This is a genomic window from Bacillus sp. bc15 (genome assembly GCF_900142585.1).
In the GTDB taxonomy this organism is placed as follows: Bacteria; Bacillota; Bacilli; order Bacillales; family Bacillaceae_G; genus Bacillus_A; species Bacillus_A cereus.
Genome location: NZ_FRBJ01000001.1, coordinates 1,149,569 through 1,175,666 on the forward strand (window position 1 = coordinate 1,149,569; position 26,098 = coordinate 1,175,666).

A 26,098-nucleotide genomic window follows, 5' to 3' on the forward strand; every position below is an offset into this window, starting at 1 on the left:
AGGAGCAGAAATGCTTCTATTTTTTTATGAGAAATTTTTAATAATCTTTTCATTAACCCTTCATAAAAACGCGGCTTATATCCTTTACTATAATACTTATGAGAGACATAAAAGAATTGAAATAGCAATCCCCTATGTAAATAAGGTATAATCTACATATAGTGAACCTTTTACGTGATTAAATAAAAGGTTCTTATACTCAAAAATTCATAAACTAGAAGGTGCAACAATGTTAAGTAGTTTTATTCATTCAGTATTAACGTTTTTTGAAGGATTAGGTTATTGGGGCATTATGCTTGGACTTATGATTGAGATTATCCCAAGTGAAATTGTCCTTGCTTATGCAGGATACTTAGTATTCAATGGAAGTATCTCATTTATAGGCGCTGTTGTATTCGGTACAATTGGCGGTGTTATTGCTCAAATCTTTATTTATTGGCTTGGACGATACGGCGGACGCCCTATATTAGAACGTTACGGAAAATATATTTTCATACATAAAAAACAAATAGATGCTGCAGAAGATTGGTTTAATCGTTACGGAACTGGCGTCATTTTTACAGCACGCTTCATTCCAGTAGTGCGTCATACGATTTCAATTCCTGCTGGTATTACAAAAATGCCTTTACTACGTTTCACTACATTAACAGCACTCGCAATCATCCCTTGGTCAATCATTTTCATTTATTTAGGTGAAAAACTAGGTGAAAATTGGGAGAATATAAATGATATTGCTGGTCCGTATGTGAAATCATTCGCAATTGGTGGCGTCGTACTTATACTTTTATACTTCGTTATAAAAAAATGGACAAAAAAGCGTAAAAATCTCGCTTAAGAATATAATAAAAAACCGCTATAAATTCATTCGGAATTATAGCGGTTTTTTATTTATATATGAATTAATCTTCAGGAATTATATAACACCTTTCCATCTACATTTACATGGATAAGCAACCATTCGATCATTCTTTTCGTATATTATCTCAAAAAGGAGTGATTCCCCTATGCATTGGCAGCAAAAAATACCATACTTAATCGGACGCCCTATCGGTATTTCCTTCATAAATGGGCAAGGAACTTCTGGCGTATTATGTTCAGCGCATGATGGTCAATTATATGTGTATGAATACCTTTACCAAGCTCAGTTCGCAATGAAACATTATGATTATAGACAGGTTCAAGATATACATGCATTCCCAAATTGCCCTCACTAAAATCCTCTATACTAAAAAAATCGGAACGGCTCATAGCCATTCCGATTTCTATACTTTATTTCTCAGAATAAAATTTCTGCACTGCTTCATCAAAATAAATCCAACCTTTCCAGCCTAAATGAATCGTATCTTTTAAGAAATACTTATCATATTCATGACCAGAGAAATCAACTACTGGATATCCTGCTTTCTCAACCTGTTCTCGAACTTTATTATAATACACTTCACGGCGTTCTTTCGGGAAGCCAGTATAATCATACCAAGGCCCATTTACAGGTACAGAAATAAAGAGTGGTTTGACATTTTTCTCTTTAAATAAATCTAAAATAATTTGTAAATCATCATATTCTGGTGATTCATCATATGTTTCATTTGCTCTAAAGTTTTTTAAACCTTTTAGTTTTTTCTTCAGTTTATTCTTATGATAATACGGATTTTCAATTCCGAATGTATTTGTAGTAGACTCAGCTTTCCCTTCTTGTTCCGCATGTTTACGTGCATCTTCCCAAGAAATTGAACGAAGTCCGATATTTGTTTTCTCTTTCATCGGTTCGATTTTAAATAAAGAGTTAAATAAATCTCTATGATCTAAAATATTTCGATGCATATAAGCAAGTAGTTTAGCTAAACCTGCTTTTATGTTATGTTTTGTATCATTATATACAATACCTTCTAATGAATTTTTTAATATATCATCTTCTTGAACAACTTTATAATCTAATAGCCGTTTCGCGATTTGCTTCTTCATTTCTGGATTTATCTCATCATTAAAAATAAAATGATATGCTTGTTGTTTGGAGAAATTATTAGTGAAATCCCCTTGTGAGACACCAGTCTTTGTAAACCATTGTGGTGAAAGAACAAAGACTACTTTTTTACCTTCTAATTCATCCATAGTAGATGTCATATTTAAAATATGAGCTAAGCTTTGTGTACCGCCAGTTCCAATTAAAAACGGTGTAAAACCAGCTGGATTTACTTTGAAATAATTAGACGGATGATATGCATCCATTCGTAAAAATTCTGATGAACCGTACATCGGTAAATACTGTGAATTCTCTAACATTTTTTGCTGTAAGAAAACACTTTGTAATTTCTCTTTTTGTAAAGAAGTAGCCGCATCTTCTACCTTCTTATCACTAATAAGCGATACTAAACTTTTCGATGGGATTAGAATGATAATGAAAAAAAGCACACACGCTAAAATTATAGGACCAAAAGCATGCTTCATTTTCATCTTCTGTCCCTCTTTCTATCGTTATTAAATTGTAACCCTTGTCTTTGACACGCCATCTTTTCTCTCCTTTTTCTCTATACATGTTCCATTCTATTTGTCTATTATATACATGTATGTATTTCCTTCCTTGTTCTATTAAATCCTATAGAAATAGCGCAAGAAAATGTTTCCATAGAAACACGTTAATTATACAAGATTCTACATAAATTTCACACTGGAATTTTAGTAATAATTTTATTTTTAAGTCGTAAAAAAACATATGAAATGTCTATATTTCATTCGGAACTGTACAAAAAAACAGACTATCACATACGTGAAGTCTGTTTCTCCATTCTTTTATTTTTGTACATCTGCCCCTTTTAAACTTGTAGCTGGACCAAATTGATGTACATATAAATCTTTCACATATGGTTTTTGTAAGTAAGATAATCCGCGCTGGAATACCGGTGCAATTACTGCATCATCAAGTAGCATTTTTTCAGCTTCTTGCATTGCTTTCCAGCGAGCTTTTTCATCATTACCTAATTCTGTTTTAATCTTCTTAATTAACGCATCATATTCTGGGTTTGCATATTCTGTATTATTAACACTGCTTCCAGAAAGGAATACTTCTAAGTAAGTCATTGGATCTGGATAATCCGGTAACCAGCGTGATAACGACATTTCATATTCTTTCTTCTTCTCTAGTGCTAATTTTTGCGTATGTGGTTGCAATTTCACATTCACTTTTAAACCTGGTAAATTTTTCTCAAGCTGCTCTTTAATGTACTCTCCAACTTTTTTAAAGTTTTCTAAGTCATAATTTAATAGTTCTAACGTCACTTCATCTGTACCTGTTTCTTGCTTTGCCTTTTCCCAATATTCTTTCGCTTTTTTTACATCAGTTTTATTAAACTCACCTGCCGTACTTCTAAAATCTTTTTTATCTGGTCCCTTTAAAAATCCTTTTGGTACGTAATAGTTTGCAGCAACCGAACCATCATTTAAAAATGAATCCGCAAGTCCTTTCTTATCAAAAACTGTACTTAGCGCAAGACGTGCATTTTTATTTTTAAGAATCGGTACATTTTCATTAAATCGGAAGAAGTACATAACTGGATCTGTATATTGTTTTAGCTCTTTATTATTTTTATATTTATCCACGAATTCTGTAGAAATAACAGCTCTATCAACTTTATCTGTTTCATATAAATTTACCGCAGTTGAAATTTCTTTTACAATTTGATAGTTTACTTCATCTAACTTCACTTCTTTTTTATCCCAATACTTATCGTTTTTCTTCATTGTAAAGCTAGCTTCATGCTTCCACTCTGATAATGTAAATGGTCCATTATATACCGCTTTATTTGCTTCTAATCCGTATTTATCACCTTGCTCTTTCGCATATTTTTCGTTAATTGGATAGAAGGATGGTAAAATTAATAATTTCGTAAAATACGGTACAGGATGTTCTAGCTCTACGACGAACGTTTTATCATCCTTCGCTTTTACTCCTAATTCATCTAGACCTAGTTGTTTTTTATTTATCTTCTCAGCGTTTTTCACATCGTACGCAATGTATGCATATTGAGAAGCGGTATCTGGATTAATCAATTGCTTCCAAGCGTATACGTAATCATGAGCGGTTACTGGATCTCCGTTTGACCATTTCGCATCACGCAAATGAAATGTATATATCTTTCCATCTTTACTCACTTCATATTTTTGTGCGCCTGCCTCAATTACTTCATCATTTTTCGATAGACGGAATAGTCCTTCCATTACGTTATTCAAAACGTTAAACGAGACTGCATCTGTGACTTTCACTGAGTTTAACGACGGAATTTCACCCGTTTCTAGTAACTGTAATACTTTCTTTTCATCTTTCGGCTTTGTTGTAGTTTTTTCTTTTGCGCAGCCAACTAAAAATGAAGAAACTAATAGAGTACTAACTAATGAGTAACGAACAACTTTTTTCATTTAAAAACCCCCTCTATTTTTAAGGTAAGTAACGACGAGCACCAGCGTATTCTTCTATATATCCTGGTGTATTTAGTGGTATAATCTCTACCGACCTTTCAGCTCTTGGTGAGTGAATCATATTGCCATCACCAATATACATTGCAACGTGATGGACACTACCTTTCCCTTGATCATGTGCAAAGAAGATTAAATCTCCCTTTTGTAAGCTTTCTTTATCAACTGCAATTCCTGCTCTTGATTGCGGTCCAGAATCTCGCGGAATTGTAATGCCGTGCGATTTATAGATCGTATGCGTGAAGCCAGAGCAATCAAATCCAAAACCACTTGTACCAGCCCATATATACGGTAAACCTAAAAACATTTTCCCTGTGTTAATTAAATCATCAGCTGTCGGTTTTGGAATATCAGTTTGAGAACGGTAAACTGTTCCATCATTTTTTCGTAGCCATGCTTTCTGACCATTTGGCAACAATACACGGTATGAAATTGTGTCTTCACTTAATAGCGGCAGTCTTGTATTATAACTGACTTCAAGTGATTTATGTTTTTCAGAAGGATTTATATATAAAATCGCAGTTGGCTTTGTTATTAACACAAAAGGTTCATTTGTTTTATCTGCAAATTCTTGATTATATGTTAATTGCTTTTCAGGCATCCAGCCCGGATAACCTTCTTCATTTCGTGGTGTTGGCTGTCCATGCACTAATACCTTCACCCACTCGCCTTTCTTATCAATAACGGTTACTTCTTGACCGAGTAACGCTTGTGTTTCTAATTTATTTGCATTTGTTAACCATAGTTTCTCGTCAAGTGTCATTGATTTCGTCCATTTCCATAGATCCACTGGATTTGTTGCACTCGGTGTATCGATTGACCTTAATGAATCAGGTGCTGTCCATAACGTTGCAGCAGATACATCTATAAATGCTTTATTATCCTTCTTTTCTTCAGCATTTGCCGATGTAAACGATGAAAATATAAATAAAGTTGTTAAAAATGCAGTTCCTACTTTTTTCATATATATCCCCCTTAAAAAAATAATTTACTAGTCTCTTTTCCTAAGACTTACTATTCACTGTCGATTGAAGGTTTACCTTTGATCCAGAATAAGTCATTCCTTCTGGCTCTTCCATTAACCAAAGCGGTGCATCAAGATCAAAATAATGTATATTAGGATGTGCTGCCGCTAAATGTGCAACAGCGCTAACGGAAAGTGAAGATTCCATCATGCTTCCCACCATACACTTCACACCAGCCGTTTCTGCGATATCTGCAATACGCCATGCTTCACGTATGCCACCACATTTCATTAATTTAATATTAATTAAGTCTGCGTATCTTCCTTGAACGAGCTTTAATGCATCACTTGCTGAAAATATACTTTCATCGGCCATAATTGGCGTTTGCACACGATCTTTGACGTACTTTAACCCATCCCAATCTTTCGCGTGTACTGGTTGTTCAATAAATTCTATATTTAAATTACGATTTTCCATCTCTTGAATGATAGAGATCGCTTCTTTTGGACTCCAACCTTGATTCGCATCTAAACGTAATGTCGTATTTCTTGGTACCACATTTCGAATTGCCTCAATACGTTCCAAATCTAAATGCGCCTCTTTACCCACTTTAATCTTTAATGTTTGAAATCCTTTTTCTATATGTTTCTTCGCTTCTTTTGCCATTAATACAGGCTCATCCACACTCACTGTAATATCGGTATAAATTTCTTTCTTCCCGCCTAACAATGCATATAACGGCACATTTTGATATTGGCAATATACATCATATAAAGCGATATCTACCGCTGCTTTCGCACTTGAATTTCCAATACAACTCATTTGAATGCGCTGTAGTAACTGCTGAAACTGAATGATATCTTGACCAATTAAACATGAACGCATCGGTCCTAAAATCGCTTCTTCCATTCCACTGGTGAAATCACCCGTAATAACTGGCGTTGCGGCTGCAGCCCCCTTACCAATCAATCCTTCGTCTGTATGAATATAAACATCTATACTTTCAATTTCTGTTACAGTACGAAGTGCGGTTTTAAACGGTGTATGCAGTTTTATACGTCTACGATTTACTTTTACGTCTGTAATTTTCATTTTGTTCATCCTTTCTTCTTCCAATGAAGTGAAATCTTAATCCACTGGAAATTTATACCCACAGATTATTAGGTAAACCTATTGAGCATTTACTCTCCTATCTCTCTACTTTGTTTTCGTTTACTTTTGGTGTAGGATGATAATATGAAATAAAAAAATCCAGCCATAAGAATGATTCTTACGGCTGGATTTTGTCTATGATTGAGTAGACAAAGCAGCAATCTGATTATATTTTTTCTGTGCATCTTTTAGCGCTACAAGTAACGCTTTTTGAGAAGAGCCGAAATATCGGTTCTTTACTTCCATTACTAACGCCGGGTCATTTATATTTTTATGTAGAAATAAATATTTAACAAATTGAGATGTTAATTCAATTGTCGCTGAGCAGTCTGCATCTACAATTTCCCCTGTATCCTTAACAAGTACAAATGCTACGAAATAGCTTTTAAACTTTTCAGTAATGGGATTATTTTGAGGTGCTTTCGCATCCCCTACGATATAAATTGTATTTGAAGCGTACACAGCTATCTTCCTTTCTTATACGAGGATAACGGGTTTCTTAATAGTCGTATGAGCGAGGAACTCAACGTTGATTAAAAAATGTATCCGCTTACCTTGTATTATAATATAATTAACAGAATTTTAACAATATTTATTTTAGTGCATATTCCATATTTATGCAAATAGCTTAAACTCTTCATTTTTACAATATGTGATTGTTCCTTGTACCATGACATTCATACATAAAAAACTGCACCTCCAATTGTTAGACGGTGTCTAACAATTGGAGGTGCAGTTCAATGGCTAGCTGTTTTTTATTACTTTGGCATCACAAATATAGTTTCATTTGACTTAGAAAATTGATACTCTTTTCTCGCAAACTTCAAAATTTCTTCTTCATCGTCTGTTAAATTTTCTATGTTAGTCTTTAAAGAACCTTTATCTTTCTTTAAAGATACTAATTGTTTCTTTTGATCCGTAATCGTATCTTTCTTTTTATCAATTACTTCTTGTTGTTTCGTTAAAATATATTGAACATACAGAGTAGTTGCCGCAATAAAAAGGACCATTAAAATAAGACGCCTTAACTTCTTTTTATTTATCTTACGCTTGTCACTAGGTTGTGATGATTGTTCTGGTATATTAGGAACATTTACTCGTTTGAGTTTCCTCATTCAAATCCCCCTAACCCATATTTTTCACTATCATCGGCACGTTTTCTTACTAAACTAAATTCTATTCTTATAAAATAAACTCCTTCACAAAAATATCCCATAAATTAACCAATTAAAGATAGCATTCGACGACATTTCTACATTTACACTGTTTTTTTTTATACATGCTGCTATAAAATAGTAGTTTCTGTAATTCTTTTTCTACTATTGTAGAAGAGTTTTTTCACACACAAAATTCTTACCTCACATATCCATGTTATAACATGCTTACAAGGAGGGGAAATATGCATTACCGCACATTAGGTAAAACTGGAATAACTGTTTCTGAAATAGGTTTTGGGGCATGGGCAATCGGTGGTGATGAATGGGGACCTGTTAACGATAAACAATCTATAACTGCTATAAAAAAAGCAATTGAGTGTGGTGTGAATTTTATTGATACTGCGGATGTGTATGGTTTAGGACATAGTGAAAAGTTGGTGGCTACCGCGATTAAAGGACATCGTAATGATATTATCCTATCAACGAAAGGTGGTTTAATCGGACACCACTACGACCCTAATGGAGTTCCTGTATATGATACTCCCGAAAAAATCATCGCCGTATTTGAAACAAGTTTACAACGTCTTCAAACAGATTATATTGATCTTTATTTTTGTCATATTTGGTGGCATAATCGTAGAGAAACAGAAGCATTTCTACGTGCATTTGACATATTAAAACGTGATGGAAAAGTAAGGGCAGTCGGTGTTTCGACTCATGATTTACAATACATTCATCATTTCAATAACAACAACGAAATTGATATCGTACAACTTGATTACAATATATTAAATCGAAAACCTGAAAAAGATATATTACCATTCTTACAAGAGAAAAATCTAGGAGCTATTATTCGTGGTCCATTAAAAATGGGCATTTTAACTGGAAAATTCACAAATAAAACAATTTTTCCAGATGGAGATTTACGCAAAGAATGGCCAAATGAAACTTGGTTTCAAGAAGACTTACAAACCGTAGAAAAACTTCGATTGCTCTCAAATAAAAATCAGACCCTAGGGCAACTTGCACTTCGCTATGTACTCTCTCATCCGGCAGTAAGTGTTGTAATTCCTGGTGCCAAAACCGGAATGCAAGCACAAGAAAATGCAAATGCATCTGTTCGCCCTATTTTGAGTGATGAAGAGCTTAACTATATTCATTCAATATAAAAAGCCCAATCCGGGCTTTTTAATTTGGCAAACTAATATCATACTCCATTCGCTTCGCTGTGTCCTCCGCAACATGCATACCTAACAAGTTTTTCACAATATGAAATGCCATATTAATTCCAGCTGAAATTCCGGCAGATGTTATAATATGTCCTTCATCTACAAACTTTACATTTTCTATAACTTCAACATTTTGAAACTCATTTTTAAACTTTTCAATACTAGCCCAATGTGTTGTTGCTTTTAAACCTTCCAGTAAACCTGCTTTCGCCAGTAATAGCGCTCCTGTACAAACTGAAGTCATCAGCTTTACTTCTTTCATTTGTTGGCGAATCCATTTTATTACTATTTCATTTTTTATTTCATATTCTCTAGCACCTAGCCCACCCGGAATTATTAAAATATCCACTGGTGGTAAATTTTCAATACTATAATCTGGCTGTACCTTCAATCCGTTCCTTGCTGTAATCATTTCCCCATTCTCGCTAACGGTATAAACAGTAAATGGTTTTTCTTCATTCACCTCAGTTACAGAAAAAACTTCAAATGGCCCTGCAAAGTCTAACACTTCTACTTCATTAAATAAAAATATACCAACACTCCATTTATTCATCATAAGTTCACTTCCTGTTTCAAATGATGTAATAGATGATCATATCCTTTTTCTAATGCAATATCATACGCTGTTTTCCCATCATTTTTCTTTATCATCTTATTAGCTCCATTTTTAAGGAGTAACATAATTATTTCTTCATTTCCTAATAATGCCGCTTCGTGAAGTCCTGTCCAGCCACCACTTTGCATAATATTTACATCTGATCCTTTTTCAATTAAGAAAGCAACAAGTTCACTTTGCTTGTTCGCAATTGCTGCTTGCAAAGGCGTATTTTCATTTTCGTTTTTCGCTCTACTATGTATATCTGCACCGCTTTCTAAAAGAAAACTCGCTATTTCTTTCTGTCCAAAATAAGCTGCTAAATGAAGTGGTGTCCATCCATCTTCACTACATTCGTTAACAATACTTGGACTCGCCTTTATAAACTCCACTACTTTTTCCTTATGACCACTTAAAACAGCTTGTACTATTGATTGTAAATGCTCCATAATAATCTCCTATCCTTCAAAATATTTAAGCATCCCCTTCTACATGTTCTATTAATTATTACATTTTCCTTTTAAAAACTTAAGTTTACATAATAATATTATAAATTACTTTTGTACTTAATGTTGAATAGCAATAATGTTTAAAATAATACCTTTAAACAATAAAGACTATGATTTCATTAGAGTTACTGAAAAAAGCAATAAAAAAAACTATACACATAGTTTTCATCGTATTCGTTCAGTTGCATGAACTAAAACAGGTAATGTTTATTCTGCTATTCATGCTTTCAACATATCAAATAATATTATTCCAATAAAAAAACAATCCATTTTTAAAATGGATTGTTTTTTTATTTCTGTTTTATGCGGTTTATTTTATTTTTGTATTTTCAATGACGAAATAATTACACTTACAAAAATGAAATACTACTATCTTAGCCCCTCTTATAGTAAGTTTTTCGTTTGAAAACCAAAAACACATTTTCGCCTTACGATTAAAAAACATATGTAAAAATCTCTAAAACAGCTGCCTTATCATACTAATCTATAGCAATTCTGTCTTCTTCCCTTACCTGTTTCCTTTAACACATACGATTTTAAAACAAGCGCCGTTAATGAATCTGTTAATGTTTTATATGATAAATTTGATAATGCCAATAGATCGTTCGTATATAACATTCTATGCTTCTCTAATAATAATAGTACTAATCGTTCAGACGGTTTTAATGCCTCATCACTTTCTAGTATAAAGTCTATATTTTTCATTTCTCTAATTACTACTCCTTATATAAAAAAATACTTTAGGTGCTAATTTAATATAAAAATAATACATAACAAAATTTGAAATATATTAAAATAACATTGTTTTAAAACACTATTATACTATAACATATATAATTCTTCAAAAACTACATTTAAAAACGGTTAGTCATTCTCTAAATATGAATGACTAACCGTCTTTCAGCTTCTTCTCAATTAACATGTTTTACCTTAAATATTTCTTGCAATATGCGGCTTACTGTAATGACTTGTTCCACCGCCACCAACTACTACTTTACCGCCTTTTTCGAAAATTAATAATTTACTTGAACCATCTGCAAGAAGCACTATTACTTCAGCATTATTACTTGTTGCTACATAAATTACATAACCACTCTTTGATATACAAGTTTCCCAATTCGAATCAAATTCTGATCTTACTACACGATTTGAATACACTTGATTTTCAATTCTATCTTGTTCTACGTTCTCCAAATTTATTCTCCCCTCTTCCCTGCATAGTTATATATATTAAAATAGCAGTCCTGTTTAAAATAGTGACCGATTTTAACATAAATAGTATATGTAGTTAGTAGGAGAATGCTTGGACAATGGAAACAAGACAGTCGATTTTGTATTGACTGCCTTGTTTCCATAGATAGTTCTCTATTTTTCGTTTCGCAGAGCTTCAAAAGTAATCATTTGATTTGCATTTGACGGTTCTTTTTCATAAACATATTCAGCAGAGCAAGTAATGTTAGAGAAACCTATACTTTCTAAAAGGAGTTTAAACTCTACTATTCCATACCAGCGCAGCGCAAAACGTTGTAACTCTGTTTGTACTAGCTGTCCTTTACTCCACTTTTCATATTTCAAATATGATACAGTAACTTGGTTCAGCCAATCTATTTCAATTGATTTATTTTCTAATGTGATTCCGTCTCCACTCGGCAAAGAAAAAGTCGATGTATGAATTTCCCCAGTCTTCCAGTCATGCGGAAGCATAATATCTACGATTAATCGGCCGCCTGGATTAAGATGTTCATAAAAACATTTCAATGCGTTTATAGAATCCACACGATTTTCAATTAAACAAAAAGATCCAGTAGGAATGATAATCGCCTCATATTTATGCGGAAGTGAAAATTGTTGCAAGCTTCCTTCATATAAATTAGGATGTAAGCCTCTCTCTTTACACCGCTTACGGCAAGAATCAAGCATTTCAGGTGAATAATCTATCCCATCCACTTTAAAACCAGCCTCTAGAAGCGGAATGATGACACGCCCTGAACCTACTGCAGCTTCGAGAATTCTACCTCTACAATCTTTTAAACGTTCTTTGTAATACTCAATATCACCATTTAAAGAATAACCGACTGGTTTTGTGTAATCATACAGTTCCGTACAAAGTGTACTATAAAAACTAAACATTTATTTTCTCCTCCGTTTTTACGTACGGAAGATTCCAATTCAACTAATCTTCTCGTACCTCTAATTTTAATGCGCTTTCGAAAGAGCTGACTGTCATAATATATCACTCACTTTCCATAGAATATAATGATATTGTATTACATAACCTTCCAATTTGAAATATAAAATTAAAAATTCAGACTATAAAACAAAAAGCTTACTTTAGTAAGCTCTTTGGAAAAGATATTTATTTCACAATCGGCAATGTCACTTCACTTAATTTCACTGTAAGTTTCGTGCCCGCTTTCGGTCTAATTGTATAATCATAGTCGCTAGCAATTAAAACGATCCCTATTTGATGTCCAGCTTTAAAGACATAATCATCTGGCTGCATGTCCCATGTGAATGTATAATCTTTGCCCGGTTGAATCGCTGTTGAATCTTCTATATTATTTAAGTTTTGTGGATCCATCCAGCCTCTCGTTACGATTTCCGGCTTCGTTCCTTCATAGTCAACAAGTAATGCTGTTAAATTTGATACAGATCGATCAATATTTCCTGTAATTGAAATCTTTGGTGTACCACTTATGCGTGTATCTTTTCGCAGTACAGGCATTGTATATACTAATCGATTGGCTACTTCTAATTCTGGGTTTGCTACTAATTGATTTGATTTCATTTGTGCATCATCTAAGAATGAGAAAACTTTATTAACAGATCCCATACTTAGTGGAAAATTGACTGATTTATTACTTAAATACATACGGATTTTTGAAGGTACAGCCGCTGGATCTGGCCAATTTTTTATCTTTTGCCACGATTTATTTTCTCTTTGCACATCAACCATTGGTTCATCCATAATTCCATTTTCAATTCCGTACAACCAATAATCTAACCATTTATTTTGTGTTTGCTGCCAGTTATTACTTGATGTCCCACCATGACCACCTTGGTGTAGCCACATTTTACGAGGTACATGATTTTCTCCGAGTGCATCCCACCATTGCGCGAACTGCTTCGTCTTAACATTCCAATCATTTAAACCATGAACAACAAATACGCTTGCTTTTACATTTTTAGCATCTTTTACATAATTGCGTTTATCCCAAAAATCATTATAATTACCTGTTTTTCGGTCTTGTCCAGCCGTTAACTCTTTTATAACTTGTCCGCAAACTTCAGGATTTTCCCTTGTCAGTACTGCTTCTGCCATATTATCTGTATCTTCTCCTTGATATCCGCCTGGCGCAATTACTGCACCATTTGCACGATAATAATCATACCAACTACTAATTGCTGCGATTGGAATAATTGTTTTTAAACCTTCAACTCCAGTAGTCGCAACAGCATTTGGTAGTGTACCATTATAAGAAACTCCAGTCATACCTACATTTCCTGTAGACCAATTTGCCTGAACTTCCTCACCCTGTTCTGTAAATGCTTTCGCGCGACCGTTTACCCAATCAATAACAGACTTTGTACCGAGTATTTCTTGTTCATCTCCAGTTGTAGGGCATCCATCTGATTTTCCAGTACCGATACTTTCGCCTAGAATAACTGCATAACCTCTTGGCACGTAATAGTTCCCATACGAACCAAGATTAACCGCTCCATACGGTTTTCCTTCATACGCATACAATTCTTCATCTACATTATATACAGGAACATCTTTTAATCCAGATCGATATGGACTCATTTCATAAATAACAGGAACCTTCACATTCGAATCTGTCTTTGGACGCATAACTTTTATCGATACTCTGTCTTTCTTACCGTCGCGATCACTATCAACTTCTGTCTCTACATATAAATTTTCGATAATGGCTTCATCGAGAGAATAAATCGGCTTTGTCATCCCATTTTCTAATTCAATTTTCGTATTTTTAGTCTCTTCTTTCTTCTCTGCATGCACATCCATAGTAAAGCTAGGTATAATTGTTGCAGATAGCATTGCTGACAGTGTAATTGCCATTTTCTTTTTACTCAAAATGTTCCCTCCCCTTATTCGTTCTCTTTTACTATATAACAAAATAACTGAAAATTCAGTTTTATTTTTATATAATAGTTGAGAAACTCAAAGATTTCTTATTAAGTAAAATTCAATACAGGTGTGAAAGTATTTTCCCATTCCCAGCTTCTATATAAAGTGAGCCCTCACCAATCGGGCGTTTACGGGCAGCGGGGCCCCCACCTAACTTCTTTGCTTCCGCTGAATTTTGAGTTTTGGGGTCTTACTGCCCGGCAAATAGCCGGAAAAATAGAGAAAAAGACAACCGATATTTCTATCGATTGTCTTACATTCCATTTATTATTTTTCTAACTCTTTAAAGGTATCTTTCAAGTCTTTATCAGATACTTTTATATCTGCATTTTTAAGCAGATCTCTAGTAACTTGTTGATGGAATTGAGGATCTTGTATACGTTGCTGTTCTAATTCTTTACGAATATTCTCTTTCTCTTCCTCATATGGTTTAAGCTCTTTTTTATCCGTTAGCTTAATAATATGATATCCGAAAGAAGATTTAACAGGTTCACTCAATTGACCAACTTCTAACTTATATGCAGCATCCTCAAATTCTTTCACCATCATACCTGGTCCAAATTCAGATAGTTCTCCACCTTTTTCTTTAGAACCTGGATCCTCTGAATATTGTTTAGCCAATGCCGCGAAATCTTCGCCACTATTTAATTTTTCTTTAATTTCTTTTGCTGTCTTTTCATCTTTCACTAAAATATGGCTAACTTGAAGCTTTGGCTTATAGTGATCTTTAATATCTTTTTCCGTTACGGTTGCTTTAATAGCTTTTTCAAAAGCGAAAGTAAGCTTTAATTTCTCTTTCAACTGATCTTCATTTTTCACACCATTAGATTCCATATATGTATTAAAATTATCGCCCATCTTGTCTTTTAATTCTTTCAGTTGTTTCGTTACCTCTTCATCCGTAACTTTATATTTATCATTTAATACTTTCTCTACTACCATTTCAGATAAATTCTGTTTACCATAGTTTTCTTTTAATTTTTTGTTAAAATCACTTTCTGAAATGCTTCCTGATTTTGTAGTTACAATATTATCTGATGAACCACATGCAGATAAAGATAACGTCATCCCCATTAAAATGCTACCAATTACTAATTTCTTTCTTTTCAAATCCGAATACCTCACTTCATTAAATTCAAATGTAACTATGTAAATATAACGTTTCCCTGTGAACTTCACGTGAATTTAATGAAAGTAGAACATTTGCTAATTCTCCATTTAATACATCAATTTTGAAAATTTTGGTGATTCATCCTGTATCGCTAACCTCTAAAGCTGCAAAAAGGACTAAATTTTCATTAGTCCTTTTTCACATTTATATAAAATTGAATTTCTCCATTTATAGAGGAAACTCCATATTCAAAACCATGTCTTTCTAAAATACTTTTCACTATCGCTAGTCCTAATCCTGTACCTGATTTTTCTTTACTACGAGAAGATTCTAGTACGTAAAAAGGCTCCCAAATTTTCTCGGTATCTTTAATTTTATCCGTATGAATGCCATTTTTTATTTGAAAATATATACTTTTATTTCTATCTTCTAAAGTAATTATTATGCTTTGATTTGCTGTATATTTTATTGCATTAGAAATTAAATTTTGAAATACCATTCTCATTTTATTTAAATCTGCATAAACGATTGTATCACCCGTATTACAGTTTACTTGTAAGTCAATTGCTTTCGAATCCAGGTCAATCTGATGCTTATCTAATATACTCTGGACCAGTGGTTCAATGGAGAATTCTTCTTTTTGTAAAATATCTCTTTCTAGTTTAGAAAATCGTAATAGTTCTTCAATTAAGTTTGATATTTGATCTGTTTGTTTAATAATTGTATCTACATAAGTCCCATCATCTAATCCATCTTTAATCCCCATAGAGTATGCTTTTACTAATGCGATCGGTGTCTTTAATTCATGCGTTACATCACCCATAAATCGTTTTAAATGTTCATTACGATCAGTTAAGTCTTGATGTGCCTCATGTAGTTTTTCACTCATGATATTAATACTATTGGCCAACTCTCCTATTTCATCATTCGTTTTCACTTTCGTTCTTTTAAACTGCAAATGTGAAATATCCTGAGCCACATCACTTAGCTCCTTAAGTGGCGTCGTTATTATTTTTGAAAGTATCCACACAAGTAAAATAATAAGAAGGAGCGAGAAACATACGATGTATAAGTAAAATGTATTTAACGTATTTATAATTTCATTTGAATTCGCAATGGAAGTCCCAATTAAAATTATCGTATCATCTTTCGCAATATATTTAGCAAAAAAACTCGCTTTTACCTTTCCTTGATCGTACAGTTTATTCGATTGCCCTTCCGTCTTCACTTTCATAACTTCGTCTTTCGTAATCCAAAGCTTATTTAAAGTTACTTTCTTTTTCGTAAGTTGCATGCGTAACGCTTCGTTCATAGCATCTTCTGACTGATTAATTGGCGTATACGCAATTGTAACGTTATTTTCACTTTCAACTGTATGAATAACATCCTCTATATTTTCCACTGTTGTATTTTGTATCTGTGTTGTAAATTTATTTAAGTTTTCACGTGTTTTATAAATATTATAGTTCGGTAAGAGATTGTTAATGAATAATAATGAAATCATAAAGATGAGAATAACAGTTGCAGAAATACTTAAAAATAACTTTTTCCCAAGTTTATTCACTTTGTTCCTCCAAACTATAGCCCAGCCCGCGATGCGTCTTAATAATATTTTCTCCAATTTTTTTACGCAGCCTTCTTACATGTGTATCAACCGTTCTCTCTTCTCCAAAATAGTCAAATCCCCATACAATATCTAGCAATTTTTTACGAGTTAAAATCGTTCCTTTATGATTTAAAAAGCATTTTATTAATTCGAGCTCTGTTTTTGTAATTTCTAACTCTATATCATTTTTATATACTTTATTTTTGGCGAAATTTATCTTTACATCTTGTACTTGAATAATATCATCATGCTGAATAAGCTTTTTCGCTCGCGTAATTAGTACTCCTGGATGAAATGGTTTTTTCACGTACTCATCTGCCCCGCTTTGAAGTGCTGCTAATTCATCTTCACTTTCACTTTTCGCCGTAAGCATTAATACTTTTACGCTTGAATTCTTTTTTATTTCCTGACAGACAGTAATACCACTATGTTTTGGCATCATCCAATCCAAAATAGCTAAATCAATTTTTTCATCATAAAATATTTGAAGTGCTTCCTCTCCGTCTTTCGCTAATAAAACTTCGAAGCCTTCTTTTTCAAAATAAGCTTTTAAAATTCTTAACATATCTTGTTCGTCATCTGCAATTAAAACTTTCATATTTTTTCCTCCATTGCTTTTAAACAAAAACCAATTGTATCATACAACATCTTTGTTACATGAATGTGACAGAAAAATATTTAAAGCTTTTGAGGGGATAGTAATGGTGAGGTGTTGTATTATGATAAAAAAAATCGGGGTCATTTCTCTTCTTTTATTTCTATTATCAACAAATGCATTAGCAAATACAAATCAACAAATTGAAGTGTTTGATTGTCAAAAAGAAATGGTCATTCAAAAACAATCTTTAGATCCAATAGTCCAAAAAGAAGCAGTTCAATACGCTAAAGCAATTACTGGTCCATTTAAAAACTTAAATGTCGTTCCAAAAGATGGCTATATGATAAAAATCCCATTATCTAAGCCGGTTTCTATTACTAATCAATGGTTACACACTACAATAGACGAAGTACTTATACTGCTCCCACTAAATGAAAAGCCTTATATTATGCTTTATGATGATGAAAATAATCCGCATTTTTATTATGTAAAAGGTAAACCAGGATTATTATTGAAACAAATGAACGTTAAAACGTAATTGACTGAAAAGGAGTCACCTTATAAGCTAAATTTTAAAAGCTAAGGTGCTCTTTTTTATAATAACAATTTAGTAAATGAAATTATAAAAGTTGGTTTTTAATATAAGGATCGCAACTTCATATATCAGCGATTTTTAAGATATATCGATTTACCAACAAAAAACCTGTTCGTAGCTATTATTTGGATAGCAATCTCTATAATAGTTTGTAGTGACTCGATCCCTTATATAATCCCCCTTTTACAAATCCATTCGCAGTATAAAACACATCCCCTTGCTTCGTGTCAGTATGTAAAACAATCACTTCAAAATACTTTTCCGCATGACATAATAGTTGGTTTAATAATAAGTTCCCTAACCCTAAACGCCGATAATCCCTTGAAATATAAAATCTCCTTAACCGCCCAATCTTATTGTCTTTTGTGTACGGATCCTCATTTAAACCTCCAACTCCAATTAACATATCACCTTGAAAAATACCATATAAACATTCTCCAGTTTTATTGAATGTATTTATTTCGTTTTTATATTCACTTATTAGCCTTATAAGGAAATTAAAACCTTCTTCTTCACTGTCTTGAACGAGATGACTGAATTCATATCCCATTAAATTTTCTATTTGTTGAATATGTATATCTTTCAAGTCCATTCCCCCTAAGTACGAAAATATATAAAATGCTCGAGAATCATTTATTCTGAGCATTTTTATGGTTGTTACTTTATGTAATTTATAGCGTGCGTATTCTTCACTTCATATCTAAACCGATAATACAGTTGATTAATTTTATTATGAAAATATAAGAGCCTTGCTACAATCTAGTGTGTGATAAGGCTCTTTAAAGTTGTTTAATTCTTATCGAATTAAAGCATGTGTTTGTTTAAGTGTATACATTCACCATTTATAAATTCTCTCAAATATACTATAAGTTTATATATTTCTCATTCTTCTCTAACAGGTTCAAAATAAATTGTAATTTGTTAATCGATATGTTTGTGTAACCACTGTTCAAATATCTTTAACTGTTCTTCAGTATGAAAGTAATGTTCACCCGTCTCCATAACTTCTAATTCACAACGATGTTTTTTTGTAAAATAGTTAATAGTTTCAAATTCGCACAGTTCATCCTTGGCTCCGTACATAATATATGTATCTATATTCCATATATTAATAGGATGTTCTTTTACATAGCATAAATAATCCCAATATAACTTTTGACCAATAGGTGTCTCTATAATCATTTCTTTTTGCAAAAGCTCTGGTGTTACATTAAACCATTTCATCATATTTTCGATAATTCGTTCCATATTAACTACTGGTGATAAAAATAATGCCTTTTCTACCACATCATTTTGATAAGCTAAAAGGCTAAAATACGCTCCCATACTACATGCAAACACGTTTATTTCTTTCCAATGTTCTTTTGCATAATTCATAATTATAGATAATTCACTAACACAAATCTGTACTTTGCAAGGAGTATTATCATCTTTTCTTTCTCCATGCTCAGGTAAATCAAAGCTTAATACTTGATAACCTTTTTGTTTGGCTTCTTCAGCTAATATTTGAATAATTGTATCTTCCTTATTTGACATATTTCCATGTACTGCAATAAAAATTTTATCACTCTTATCTCCCCATAAAACCGCAGGAATATTACTAATTTTAAAATTATTTTTAATCATATTCCCTCCATAAACTAAGACATATAGGACTTGGCAAAAAACGCACACACTTTATTTACCTCTGTACAGCAGGTAATATCCCCTTCAACTCCATTAAATCATCTATTACTACATCAGCCTGAGCAAGTTCATCTTCTTGCGCAAAATCAAAATTACACCCAATTGCAAGTAAACCGTTGTCTTTCGCTGCATTTATATCAGATAGCCGGTCACCAACTACCGCTGCCTCTTTTATATCATATTTGTTCATAATACTTTTAACTAAGTCACCTTTATTTAGCGATTGTATTTGTTCAATACTAAACGTTTCAATCACCCACTTGTCTAAAGCATAATAAGTTACGATTGCTCGTAAATATTCTTTCAAACCATTACTAGCAATGTAAATGGAACAATTATTTTCTTTTATATATGTAAATATTTCTTTTACATTTGGATATAAAGCGCCTTTTCCGCTTTTTATGTTTTCAATAAGTCTATCTAAAAAATATGCATCTGTTTGTTCTCTTATTTCAATAGAATGGTCTGGTAATAAAGCTTCCCAAACTTTCGGTAACGGCACACCCATAATTTCTCTATATTTATCAATTGGTGTTACTGTATCCCATAATTGTAATGATCTTAAGTGATCAAAAGTATCATCTAATGATAATTCTAAAATTTTATCTGTTTGAAATAACGTACCATCCATATCAAAAATTAATGCTTGTAACATCCCATTCTCTCCTTTTGAACTATAGTACAGTTTTACTCGTTATATTTTTAAGCATCTCAATAATAATTTCTGAGCAATAATTCGCAGCAGTTTTCGCGAAGTCATCATAAGAAATTTGAGCTTCATCATCTGCGCTGTCAGAAATACATCTTATAATGAGAAACGGTATATCATTTATATAGGCAACATGTCCAATTGCTGCCCCTTCCATTTCTGTACAATGAGGTGCGTATTCGTCTATTAATTTCGCCTTTAACTTTGAATCTTCAACAAAACATTCACCGCTGACAATTCTTCCTTCATGAACTGCAATCTGTAAACTACTACTAATACAAGCTTTACGTGCTAACTCTACCAATTCCTTACTTGCAATAAATTCCTCTTGGAACGGAAATAAGTTTTTCATTTGAGTTTTACTTACATCATGATGAGTAACATTCGTTGAAATAACTATATCGCCGACTTTTACATCTGAATGTAATCCGCCAGCAACGCCCGTATTAATGATAGAGTCTACATCAAATTTATGAATTAATGTTTGCGCGCATGCAGCTGCATTTACTTTCCCTACACCAGAACGTGTAATAATTACTTCTATTCCCATGAATTCTCCAATATAAAAAGGCATTCCCGCTATTGTCTGTTCCTCTTGTATAACTAGTTTTTCTAAAAGTAAATCTATTTCAATTTGCATTGCTCCAATAATGCCGATTCTGTTCATGTATGTAGTCTCCTCTTTATTTATAAGTCGGCCAATATATTATGTAATACACCATAATTTTCAGCTATCCAATTCATTTCATCTGCAAAGCGTGAAGGTGGTACACTATGCTGATCCATATTGGCATGGATCCACCAAGTACTCTCCATGTACCAAAGCATTTGAATTGCCCGAACAATATTCCCTACTGGAAAGTCTACTTCATTTCGGTACCCTTCTAAAAATGATGCAACAAGACTCTTATTTAATACTCCGTCACTTAATGCGCACGATATAACTACACGGCCAATATCTAACTCTACATAATCGTAATCCATGCGATCAAAATCAAGAATCGCTGATACTTTATCATTAAGAAACAAGAAATTATCTACCCATAAATCACGGTGCACCCATCCCCGTTGGCTATTATGAAATTGTTCTGTGTTTACCAATTGTGTTGCTTCTTGCTGTAATTTTATATAAGAGAGAATGTGCTCTTTTCCTAGCTTCTCTACTTCTCTCATTTTTTCTTCCCAATGTTTCAATCTCGCCTCTTTAGTAGGTGGAACAAATTTAGGATTTTCTCCTTTTATTAAAGAGCCATCATTTAACAAGTTATGCATATAACCTATCGTCTGACCAAGAGAGTGAATTTCCTTTTGATTCACTTTTCCTGGTGAAACTAAGCTACCTTCCTTATGTTCTAATACTATAAATCTTTCATCACTTTTTGATATATGCATTACATTATTTTTATAAATTAATACCCTTGGACAACTTACACCATTATTATGTAATCTTTGCTGTTGTTGTAATGCTTGTATTAAAAGGTCTGAGTTATACATTTTGTACCGTTCTTGATTATATTGCTTTAATACAAAATCCCCTGCATCCGTTTCGAGTTTCCACTTCAAATTTAGCCAACCACGATGAATAGGTATTGCATTTCGAATTTTAAATTCAAATAAAGTTTCACATTCTACTTTCAGCTCTTGAAAAATCATTGTAGCTTTTTCATTAGATAACGGCTCTATCATCTTACTTGTCCTTTCTTAGCTTGGCATTCCTTTCACTCTCTCTAACATAACCGACAATAAAAATTTCGGAAGTACAAGTTGCCTCTTCAATCTTTTCGGCTGTGAGAGTAACCTATACAGCCATTCAGTTCCAGTATCCCTCATCATTTTCGGTGCTCTTTTTACAGTACCAGATACTATATCAATCATGCCTCCGATACCAATAGATAGCGGAACGTTTAATGTTTGTATGTTTTCATAGATGAACTCTTCTTGTTTTGGTGAACCTAGTCCTACGAGTAGTAAATGCGGCTTGAATTGCTTAATTTTTATTTTTATTTTTTCTATTTCTTCACCATTTACAAATCCATGCTGTCCTTTAAACTGTGCTCCTGGGAACTGCTCATTTAATTTTTCTAATGCCTTTTTATTACTTTCTGGAGCGGCTCCAAAAAGAAAGACACGATATTCATTGTCGTTACAATATTTTATTAAATCGTGAGTTAAATCCGCCCCAGTAACACGTTCTTTCAAAGTTCCTTTTAATATTTTCGAGCCAATTATGACACCAATCCCGTCCGCTGTTATTAAATCCGCAGATAGTAACATCTTTTTAAACTGCTTTGATTTTTCCGTATTTTCCTTTGCAGACATAACAATTTCAGGATTTGCAGTTACTACAAACCTTGGTTTCTCTTGTTGTTCATGTATCCAACCTTTTAATAAACTTATAGCTTTTGCATATTCTAAAGTTGAAAAAGGTATACCTTTTATAAACTGTTGATCCACTATACTCTCCCCTTACATAAGCTGCAAATATTCATCAATGTCTTTAGAAATTTGAATAAAAGCCTTATTCCAAAATTCATAATTTCTTATATCTATTTCAAAATATTTTTTCATAAGCTCCTCTACTGGAGCCTTTCCTGTTTCTCTTAAAAACTCTTTATATTTCGGATGAAAAGTACTTTTACTTTCTTGAGCTATTTCTAATAAACTAAAACTTACTAAATATCCAAATGTGTATGGATAATTGTAAAAAGGAACATCTGCTATATAAAATTGAATATATTTCATCCATACAAACGGCTGGTATTCACTTAAAGAATTTCCATATGCTTCTTTTTGTGCCATTATAGATAATTTCTCAATTTCATCAGCACTTAATGGACCCTCTTTACATTTTTCATAAAATGTTTTTTCAAACTGGTACGATGCTCGTATTGCCATTACATAATTAAAACTATTTCTTATTTTCCAGCTAAGCAATGCCTTTTTCATATCTTTACTATCAGTTGTTTCAATTAGATAATTTAAGAGTACCGTTTCAAAGAAAATAGATGCTGATTCAGCCGTACTCATCGGCAAATAATCATCTAAAAAAGATGTAGATTGTTCAAAACTCATATTATAAAAATGCCAAGCATGTCCTAATTCATGAGCGAGCACTCTTACACTATCTATACTCCCATCATAATGCATGGAGATTCTCGATTCTTTCTCACTGAAAAATGGAGCACAAAACCCACCTGGTGGTTTATTCTCTCTCGGTTCAGCATCTATCCATCCACTTTCTATCGCATTACGTGCAAATACTGCTAATTCTTCATCAATATTCTTACATGCATCATAAACGTTTTGTACTGCTACTGAAAAAGGAATAGTAACCTCATTACTTTCCTTTACTGTCATAAGTTCATGCCATGTAATCGAAGCTTTCCCTTTCTTATACACGCTTAAAGCACTTACTAATTTATCAAGGTTTTCTTCTGTCACATTCCACATTTGTAATAATACAGTTTCTGAAATGCCATTCGCATGAAAAGATTGTGTTAAAATCTCTCTATCTTCTATTTCATTACTCTTTATATTACGTAATCTCCCTATTTGATTTAATACAGTAGCAAAGATTTCTTTTTCTTTATTTAATGCATTTGTAAGTAACTCGAATAATTCTAATCTTTCCTTTTCATTATCACTATTCATTGCAATGTTATTTGCTTGTCCAAATGATAATTGTTTGTTATTGTGCGCTATTTCTATCCTATCCCGTAATTGTATGTACATATTTTCCCACGCATTAAGTTCATCTTTTATTAACTTAGTATTATCTGAAGTTTCCACTTCATTATGTTTTATTACTTGCTGTACTTCACTTTTTAGTTCCTTCACTTTCACAGTCAATTTAGTAAGGTCAGATGAAACACTTTCTTCAACCGATTGACAGTACAAATAGTATTCTGCTTTTTCAATAACTTGTATAAGCTTTGAAAGAATCTCTACATCTTTTGTTACAAAATATTGCTCTTTCAACTCCAAAATCGGAAATAGAATATCCTCATTCAAATACAGTCGATTTAAATCCCATCTAGCAATTTCTTGCATTTTTATAGCCGCCTCCTATTTTTACAAATAGTTACAGATATTTCTCCCTACACAATTATATATGAAATGACAAAATTTCGATATCATTAAATATTCAGATTCCTATAAATACATTCTTATTTATACTCTTTTCTTCTACCATTAAGTATCATTCCACATATAAAAAATACTCCCTCTACAAGATTGCATTTGATATAGGAAAACTTCAAAGGTTTTATCTTCATCAATACCATAACGACCGATTATCACAGATTAAAAAATAAAAAAGGATTGATCAAAAGATCAATCCTTTACTCTACTTCATTTAAGAAAAATAACGTTATAACGCCAGGTCCTGTATGTGCTCCGATTGCTGCACCAATTGTATTTACGATAAATACTTCACAGCCAAATCTTTCCGTAATTAATGCTTTTAATGCTTCAGCTGTTTCTAAATCGTCACCGTGAGTCATACCGATTGTTTGACCTTTAAGGTCTTTACCACGCTCTTCCATAATATCAACAATACGGCTTAATACTTTCTTTTTTCCTCGTACCTTTTCAAGTGGTACAAGTTTTCCTTCTTCCACGTTTAAGATCGGCTTAATGTTTAGTAAACCACCGATAAAACCAGCTACTTTACTTAAACGTCCACCTCTAACAAGGTACTGTAAGTCAGCTACAGTGAAGATGTGCTCCATATGGTTCATTAGAAAAGCGACACGGTTTAAAATATCTTCTTTTGATGCGCCATCTTTTGCCATTTTAGCAGCTTCTAAAACGACAAGACCTTGACCAAGCGAAGCACATTTCGTATCAATAATTTCTAAATCTAAATCTACATATGTTTCTTTTACTTCCTCTTTAATGACAACTGATGATTGATATGTACCAGACAGTTCAGATGAAAAAGCTAAATATATACAAGGATTACCTTCTTTTGCATAAGAAACAAATTTTTCTTGGAAAGTTTCAAGTGAAGGCAATGACGTTCTATAAACAGCGCCTTCTCTCATTTTTTGCAATAATGTAACTGACTCTAATGTTACTCCATCTAAATACTCTGTTTCTGCTTCATCATATACACGGAGTGGAATTAAATCAATATCATATGCTTGCAGCAATTCTACTGGTAAATCCGCCGCACTATCCGTAATGATTTTAACACCCATTTTTAAACCTCTATTCTGTTATAAATATAAAATAATAAAATAAAAATAGTACTTTTAAATTATATACGTAAAACTTAAATGAAGAAAGGAAAACACTTTATATTGTATGCACTATTCTTCAAAACTTGAACTATTAATGAAAATGATTCTATTTTAAACACCTTTTTCTTATTATTTTTCTATAACACGAATAATTTTATAAGTATTTTGTATCATTATATTTTGATTCTTTATCTTAATATAATCTTTTCAAATTCATACTGTTTAAAATTTAAAAGCCAAATCCAATAAAGGAAATGGCTTTTAAATTTTCATAAAATAACCAAAATTTATTTTCCATCACATTGTTCTCATTATTATTTTGGCGA

The 26,098-nt window shown here is 32.7% G+C and carries 27 protein-coding genes; 4 read left to right on the forward strand and 23 right to left on the reverse strand.

The features are described from left to right. The first annotated feature begins 229 nt into the window (after positions 1–229). Positions 230–835, forward strand: coding sequence for an undecaprenyl phosphate transporter UptA (locus BUA87_RS05765; protein ID WP_072938742.1), 606 nt, complete (start codon positions 230–232; stop codon positions 833–835). Between the two features lie 169 nt (positions 836–1,004). Further along, positions 1,005–1,214, forward strand: a complete 210-nt coding sequence (locus tag BUA87_RS05770) for a hypothetical protein (RefSeq protein ID WP_000558691.1) — start codon at positions 1,005–1,007, stop codon at positions 1,212–1,214. 55 nt (positions 1,215–1,269) lie between these two features. On the opposite strand, the gene dltD is transcribed toward BUA87_RS05770, so the two are convergent. From dltD to BUA87_RS05800, 6 genes are all read right to left on the reverse strand, one after another. Beyond that, positions 1,270–2,451 (reverse strand): D-alanyl-lipoteichoic acid biosynthesis protein DltD, encoded by a 1,182-nt coding sequence (gene dltD / locus BUA87_RS05775; RefSeq protein WP_000782298.1) that lies wholly within the window; start codon positions 2,449–2,451, stop codon positions 1,270–1,272. 336 nt (positions 2,452–2,787) lie between these two features. Continuing rightward, complete coding sequence (locus BUA87_RS05780) at positions 2,788–4,410, reverse strand: peptide ABC transporter substrate-binding protein (protein ID WP_000758268.1); 1,623 nt, start codon at positions 4,408–4,410, stop codon at positions 2,788–2,790. Between the two features lie 19 nt (positions 4,411–4,429). Further along, positions 4,430–5,431 (reverse strand): C40 family peptidase, encoded by a 1,002-nt coding sequence (locus tag BUA87_RS05785; protein WP_000755424.1) that lies wholly within the window; start codon positions 5,429–5,431, stop codon positions 4,430–4,432. Positions 5,432–5,471: 40 nt separating this feature from the next. Next, positions 5,472–6,533, reverse strand: a complete 1,062-nt coding sequence (locus tag BUA87_RS05790) for a dipeptide epimerase (RefSeq protein ID WP_025118374.1) — start codon at positions 6,531–6,533, stop codon at positions 5,472–5,474. Between the two features lie 186 nt (positions 6,534–6,719). Beyond that, positions 6,720–7,046, reverse strand: coding sequence for a DUF3870 domain-containing protein (locus tag BUA87_RS05795; RefSeq protein ID WP_000271315.1), 327 nt, complete (start codon positions 7,044–7,046; stop codon positions 6,720–6,722). Between the two features lie 296 nt (positions 7,047–7,342). Next, on the reverse strand, positions 7,343–7,699 hold the full coding sequence (locus BUA87_RS05800) for an FtsB family cell division protein (RefSeq protein WP_001228739.1): 357 nt from the start codon (positions 7,697–7,699) through the stop codon (positions 7,343–7,345). A gap of 284 nt (positions 7,700–7,983) precedes the next feature. Between BUA87_RS05800 and BUA87_RS05805 the strand changes: the two genes are divergently transcribed. After that, positions 7,984–8,910 (forward strand): aldo/keto reductase, encoded by a 927-nt coding sequence (locus BUA87_RS05805; protein WP_000559354.1) that lies wholly within the window; start codon positions 7,984–7,986, stop codon positions 8,908–8,910. Positions 8,911–8,929: 19 nt separating this feature from the next. Here the strand turns inward: BUA87_RS05805 and BUA87_RS05810 are convergent, their stop codons facing one another. The 9 genes from BUA87_RS05810 to BUA87_RS05850 all read right to left on the reverse strand — a co-directional run bounded on the left by BUA87_RS05810 (position 8,930) and on the right by BUA87_RS05850 (position 17,539). Continuing rightward, complete coding sequence (locus BUA87_RS05810) at positions 8,930–9,526, reverse strand: DJ-1/PfpI family protein (protein ID WP_000981422.1); 597 nt, start codon at positions 9,524–9,526, stop codon at positions 8,930–8,932. Next, positions 9,523–10,014, reverse strand: a complete 492-nt coding sequence (locus tag BUA87_RS05815) for an ankyrin repeat domain-containing protein (protein WP_000400689.1) — start codon at positions 10,012–10,014, stop codon at positions 9,523–9,525. The genes BUA87_RS05810 and BUA87_RS05815 overlap by 4 nt, the downstream gene beginning before the upstream one ends. A 534-nt stretch (positions 10,015–10,548) precedes the next feature. Then, a complete protein-coding gene (locus BUA87_RS05820) occupies positions 10,549–10,779 on the reverse strand; it encodes a hypothetical protein (RefSeq protein ID WP_000789031.1) in 231 nt (76 codons plus the stop codon). 225 nt (positions 10,780–11,004) lie between these two features. After that, complete coding sequence (locus BUA87_RS05825; protein ID WP_000432429.1) at positions 11,005–11,268, reverse strand: hypothetical protein; 264 nt, start codon at positions 11,266–11,268, stop codon at positions 11,005–11,007. Positions 11,269–11,439: 171 nt separating this feature from the next. Further along, positions 11,440–12,204: a class I SAM-dependent methyltransferase gene (locus tag BUA87_RS05830; RefSeq protein ID WP_000490914.1), complete on the reverse strand. Its 765-nt coding sequence runs from the start codon at positions 12,202–12,204 to the stop codon at positions 11,440–11,442. Positions 12,205–12,430: 226 nt separating this feature from the next. After that, positions 12,431–14,170 (reverse strand): Xaa-Pro dipeptidyl-peptidase, encoded by a 1,740-nt coding sequence (locus tag BUA87_RS05835; RefSeq protein ID WP_072938745.1) that lies wholly within the window; start codon positions 14,168–14,170, stop codon positions 12,431–12,433. A 321-nt stretch (positions 14,171–14,491) separates the two neighbouring features. Continuing rightward, positions 14,492–15,334 carry a peptidylprolyl isomerase PrsA gene (locus BUA87_RS05840; protein WP_001987511.1) on the reverse strand — a complete coding sequence of 281 codons (843 nt, stop codon included), beginning with the start codon at positions 15,332–15,334 and terminating at the stop codon, positions 14,492–14,494. Between the two features lie 188 nt (positions 15,335–15,522). Then, complete coding sequence (locus tag BUA87_RS05845) at positions 15,523–16,899, reverse strand: sensor histidine kinase (protein ID WP_001037239.1); 1,377 nt, start codon at positions 16,897–16,899, stop codon at positions 15,523–15,525. Next, positions 16,892–17,539, reverse strand: coding sequence for a response regulator transcription factor (locus tag BUA87_RS05850; protein ID WP_000865979.1), 648 nt, complete (start codon positions 17,537–17,539; stop codon positions 16,892–16,894). The genes BUA87_RS05845 and BUA87_RS05850 overlap by 8 nt, the downstream gene beginning before the upstream one ends. A 121-nt stretch (positions 17,540–17,660) precedes the next feature. On the opposite strand from BUA87_RS05850, the gene BUA87_RS05855 reads away from it, so the two are divergent. Further along, positions 17,661–18,077 carry a hypothetical protein gene (locus BUA87_RS05855; protein ID WP_000591776.1) on the forward strand — a complete coding sequence of 139 codons (417 nt, stop codon included), beginning with the start codon at positions 17,661–17,663 and terminating at the stop codon, positions 18,075–18,077. A gap of 196 nt (positions 18,078–18,273) precedes the next feature. Here the strand turns inward: BUA87_RS05855 and BUA87_RS05860 are convergent, their stop codons facing one another. From BUA87_RS05860 to BUA87_RS05895, 8 genes are all read right to left on the reverse strand, one after another. Continuing rightward, a complete protein-coding gene (locus BUA87_RS05860; RefSeq protein ID WP_072938748.1) occupies positions 18,274–18,726 on the reverse strand; it encodes a GNAT family N-acetyltransferase in 453 nt (150 codons plus the stop codon). Positions 18,727–19,055: 329 nt separating this feature from the next. After that, positions 19,056–19,760: an alpha/beta hydrolase gene (locus tag BUA87_RS05865; protein WP_025118010.1), complete on the reverse strand. Its 705-nt coding sequence runs from the start codon at positions 19,758–19,760 to the stop codon at positions 19,056–19,058. Between the two features lie 55 nt (positions 19,761–19,815). Further along, entirely contained in the window at positions 19,816–20,475 is a 660-nt protein-coding gene (locus BUA87_RS05870) for an HAD family hydrolase (protein WP_000938413.1), read from the reverse strand. A 19-nt stretch (positions 20,476–20,494) separates the two neighbouring features. Beyond that, complete coding sequence (locus BUA87_RS05875) at positions 20,495–21,196, reverse strand: 5'-methylthioadenosine/adenosylhomocysteine nucleosidase (RefSeq protein ID WP_025118011.1); 702 nt, start codon at positions 21,194–21,196, stop codon at positions 20,495–20,497. Between the two features lie 20 nt (positions 21,197–21,216). After that, entirely contained in the window at positions 21,217–22,215 is a 999-nt protein-coding gene (locus tag BUA87_RS05880) for a phosphotransferase (protein ID WP_000572384.1), read from the reverse strand. Between the two features lie 15 nt (positions 22,216–22,230). Beyond that, a complete protein-coding gene (locus BUA87_RS05885; protein WP_000372650.1) occupies positions 22,231–22,983 on the reverse strand; it encodes a WecB/TagA/CpsF family glycosyltransferase in 753 nt (250 codons plus the stop codon). 12 nt (positions 22,984–22,995) lie between these two features. Further along, positions 22,996–24,579 carry a M3 family metallopeptidase gene (locus tag BUA87_RS05890; RefSeq protein ID WP_016512675.1) on the reverse strand — a complete coding sequence of 528 codons (1,584 nt, stop codon included), beginning with the start codon at positions 24,577–24,579 and terminating at the stop codon, positions 22,996–22,998. Positions 24,580–24,869: 290 nt separating this feature from the next. Further along, complete coding sequence (locus tag BUA87_RS05895; protein ID WP_000538280.1) at positions 24,870–25,730, reverse strand: DegV family protein; 861 nt, start codon at positions 25,728–25,730, stop codon at positions 24,870–24,872. Positions 25,731–26,098: the final 368 nt, after the last annotated feature.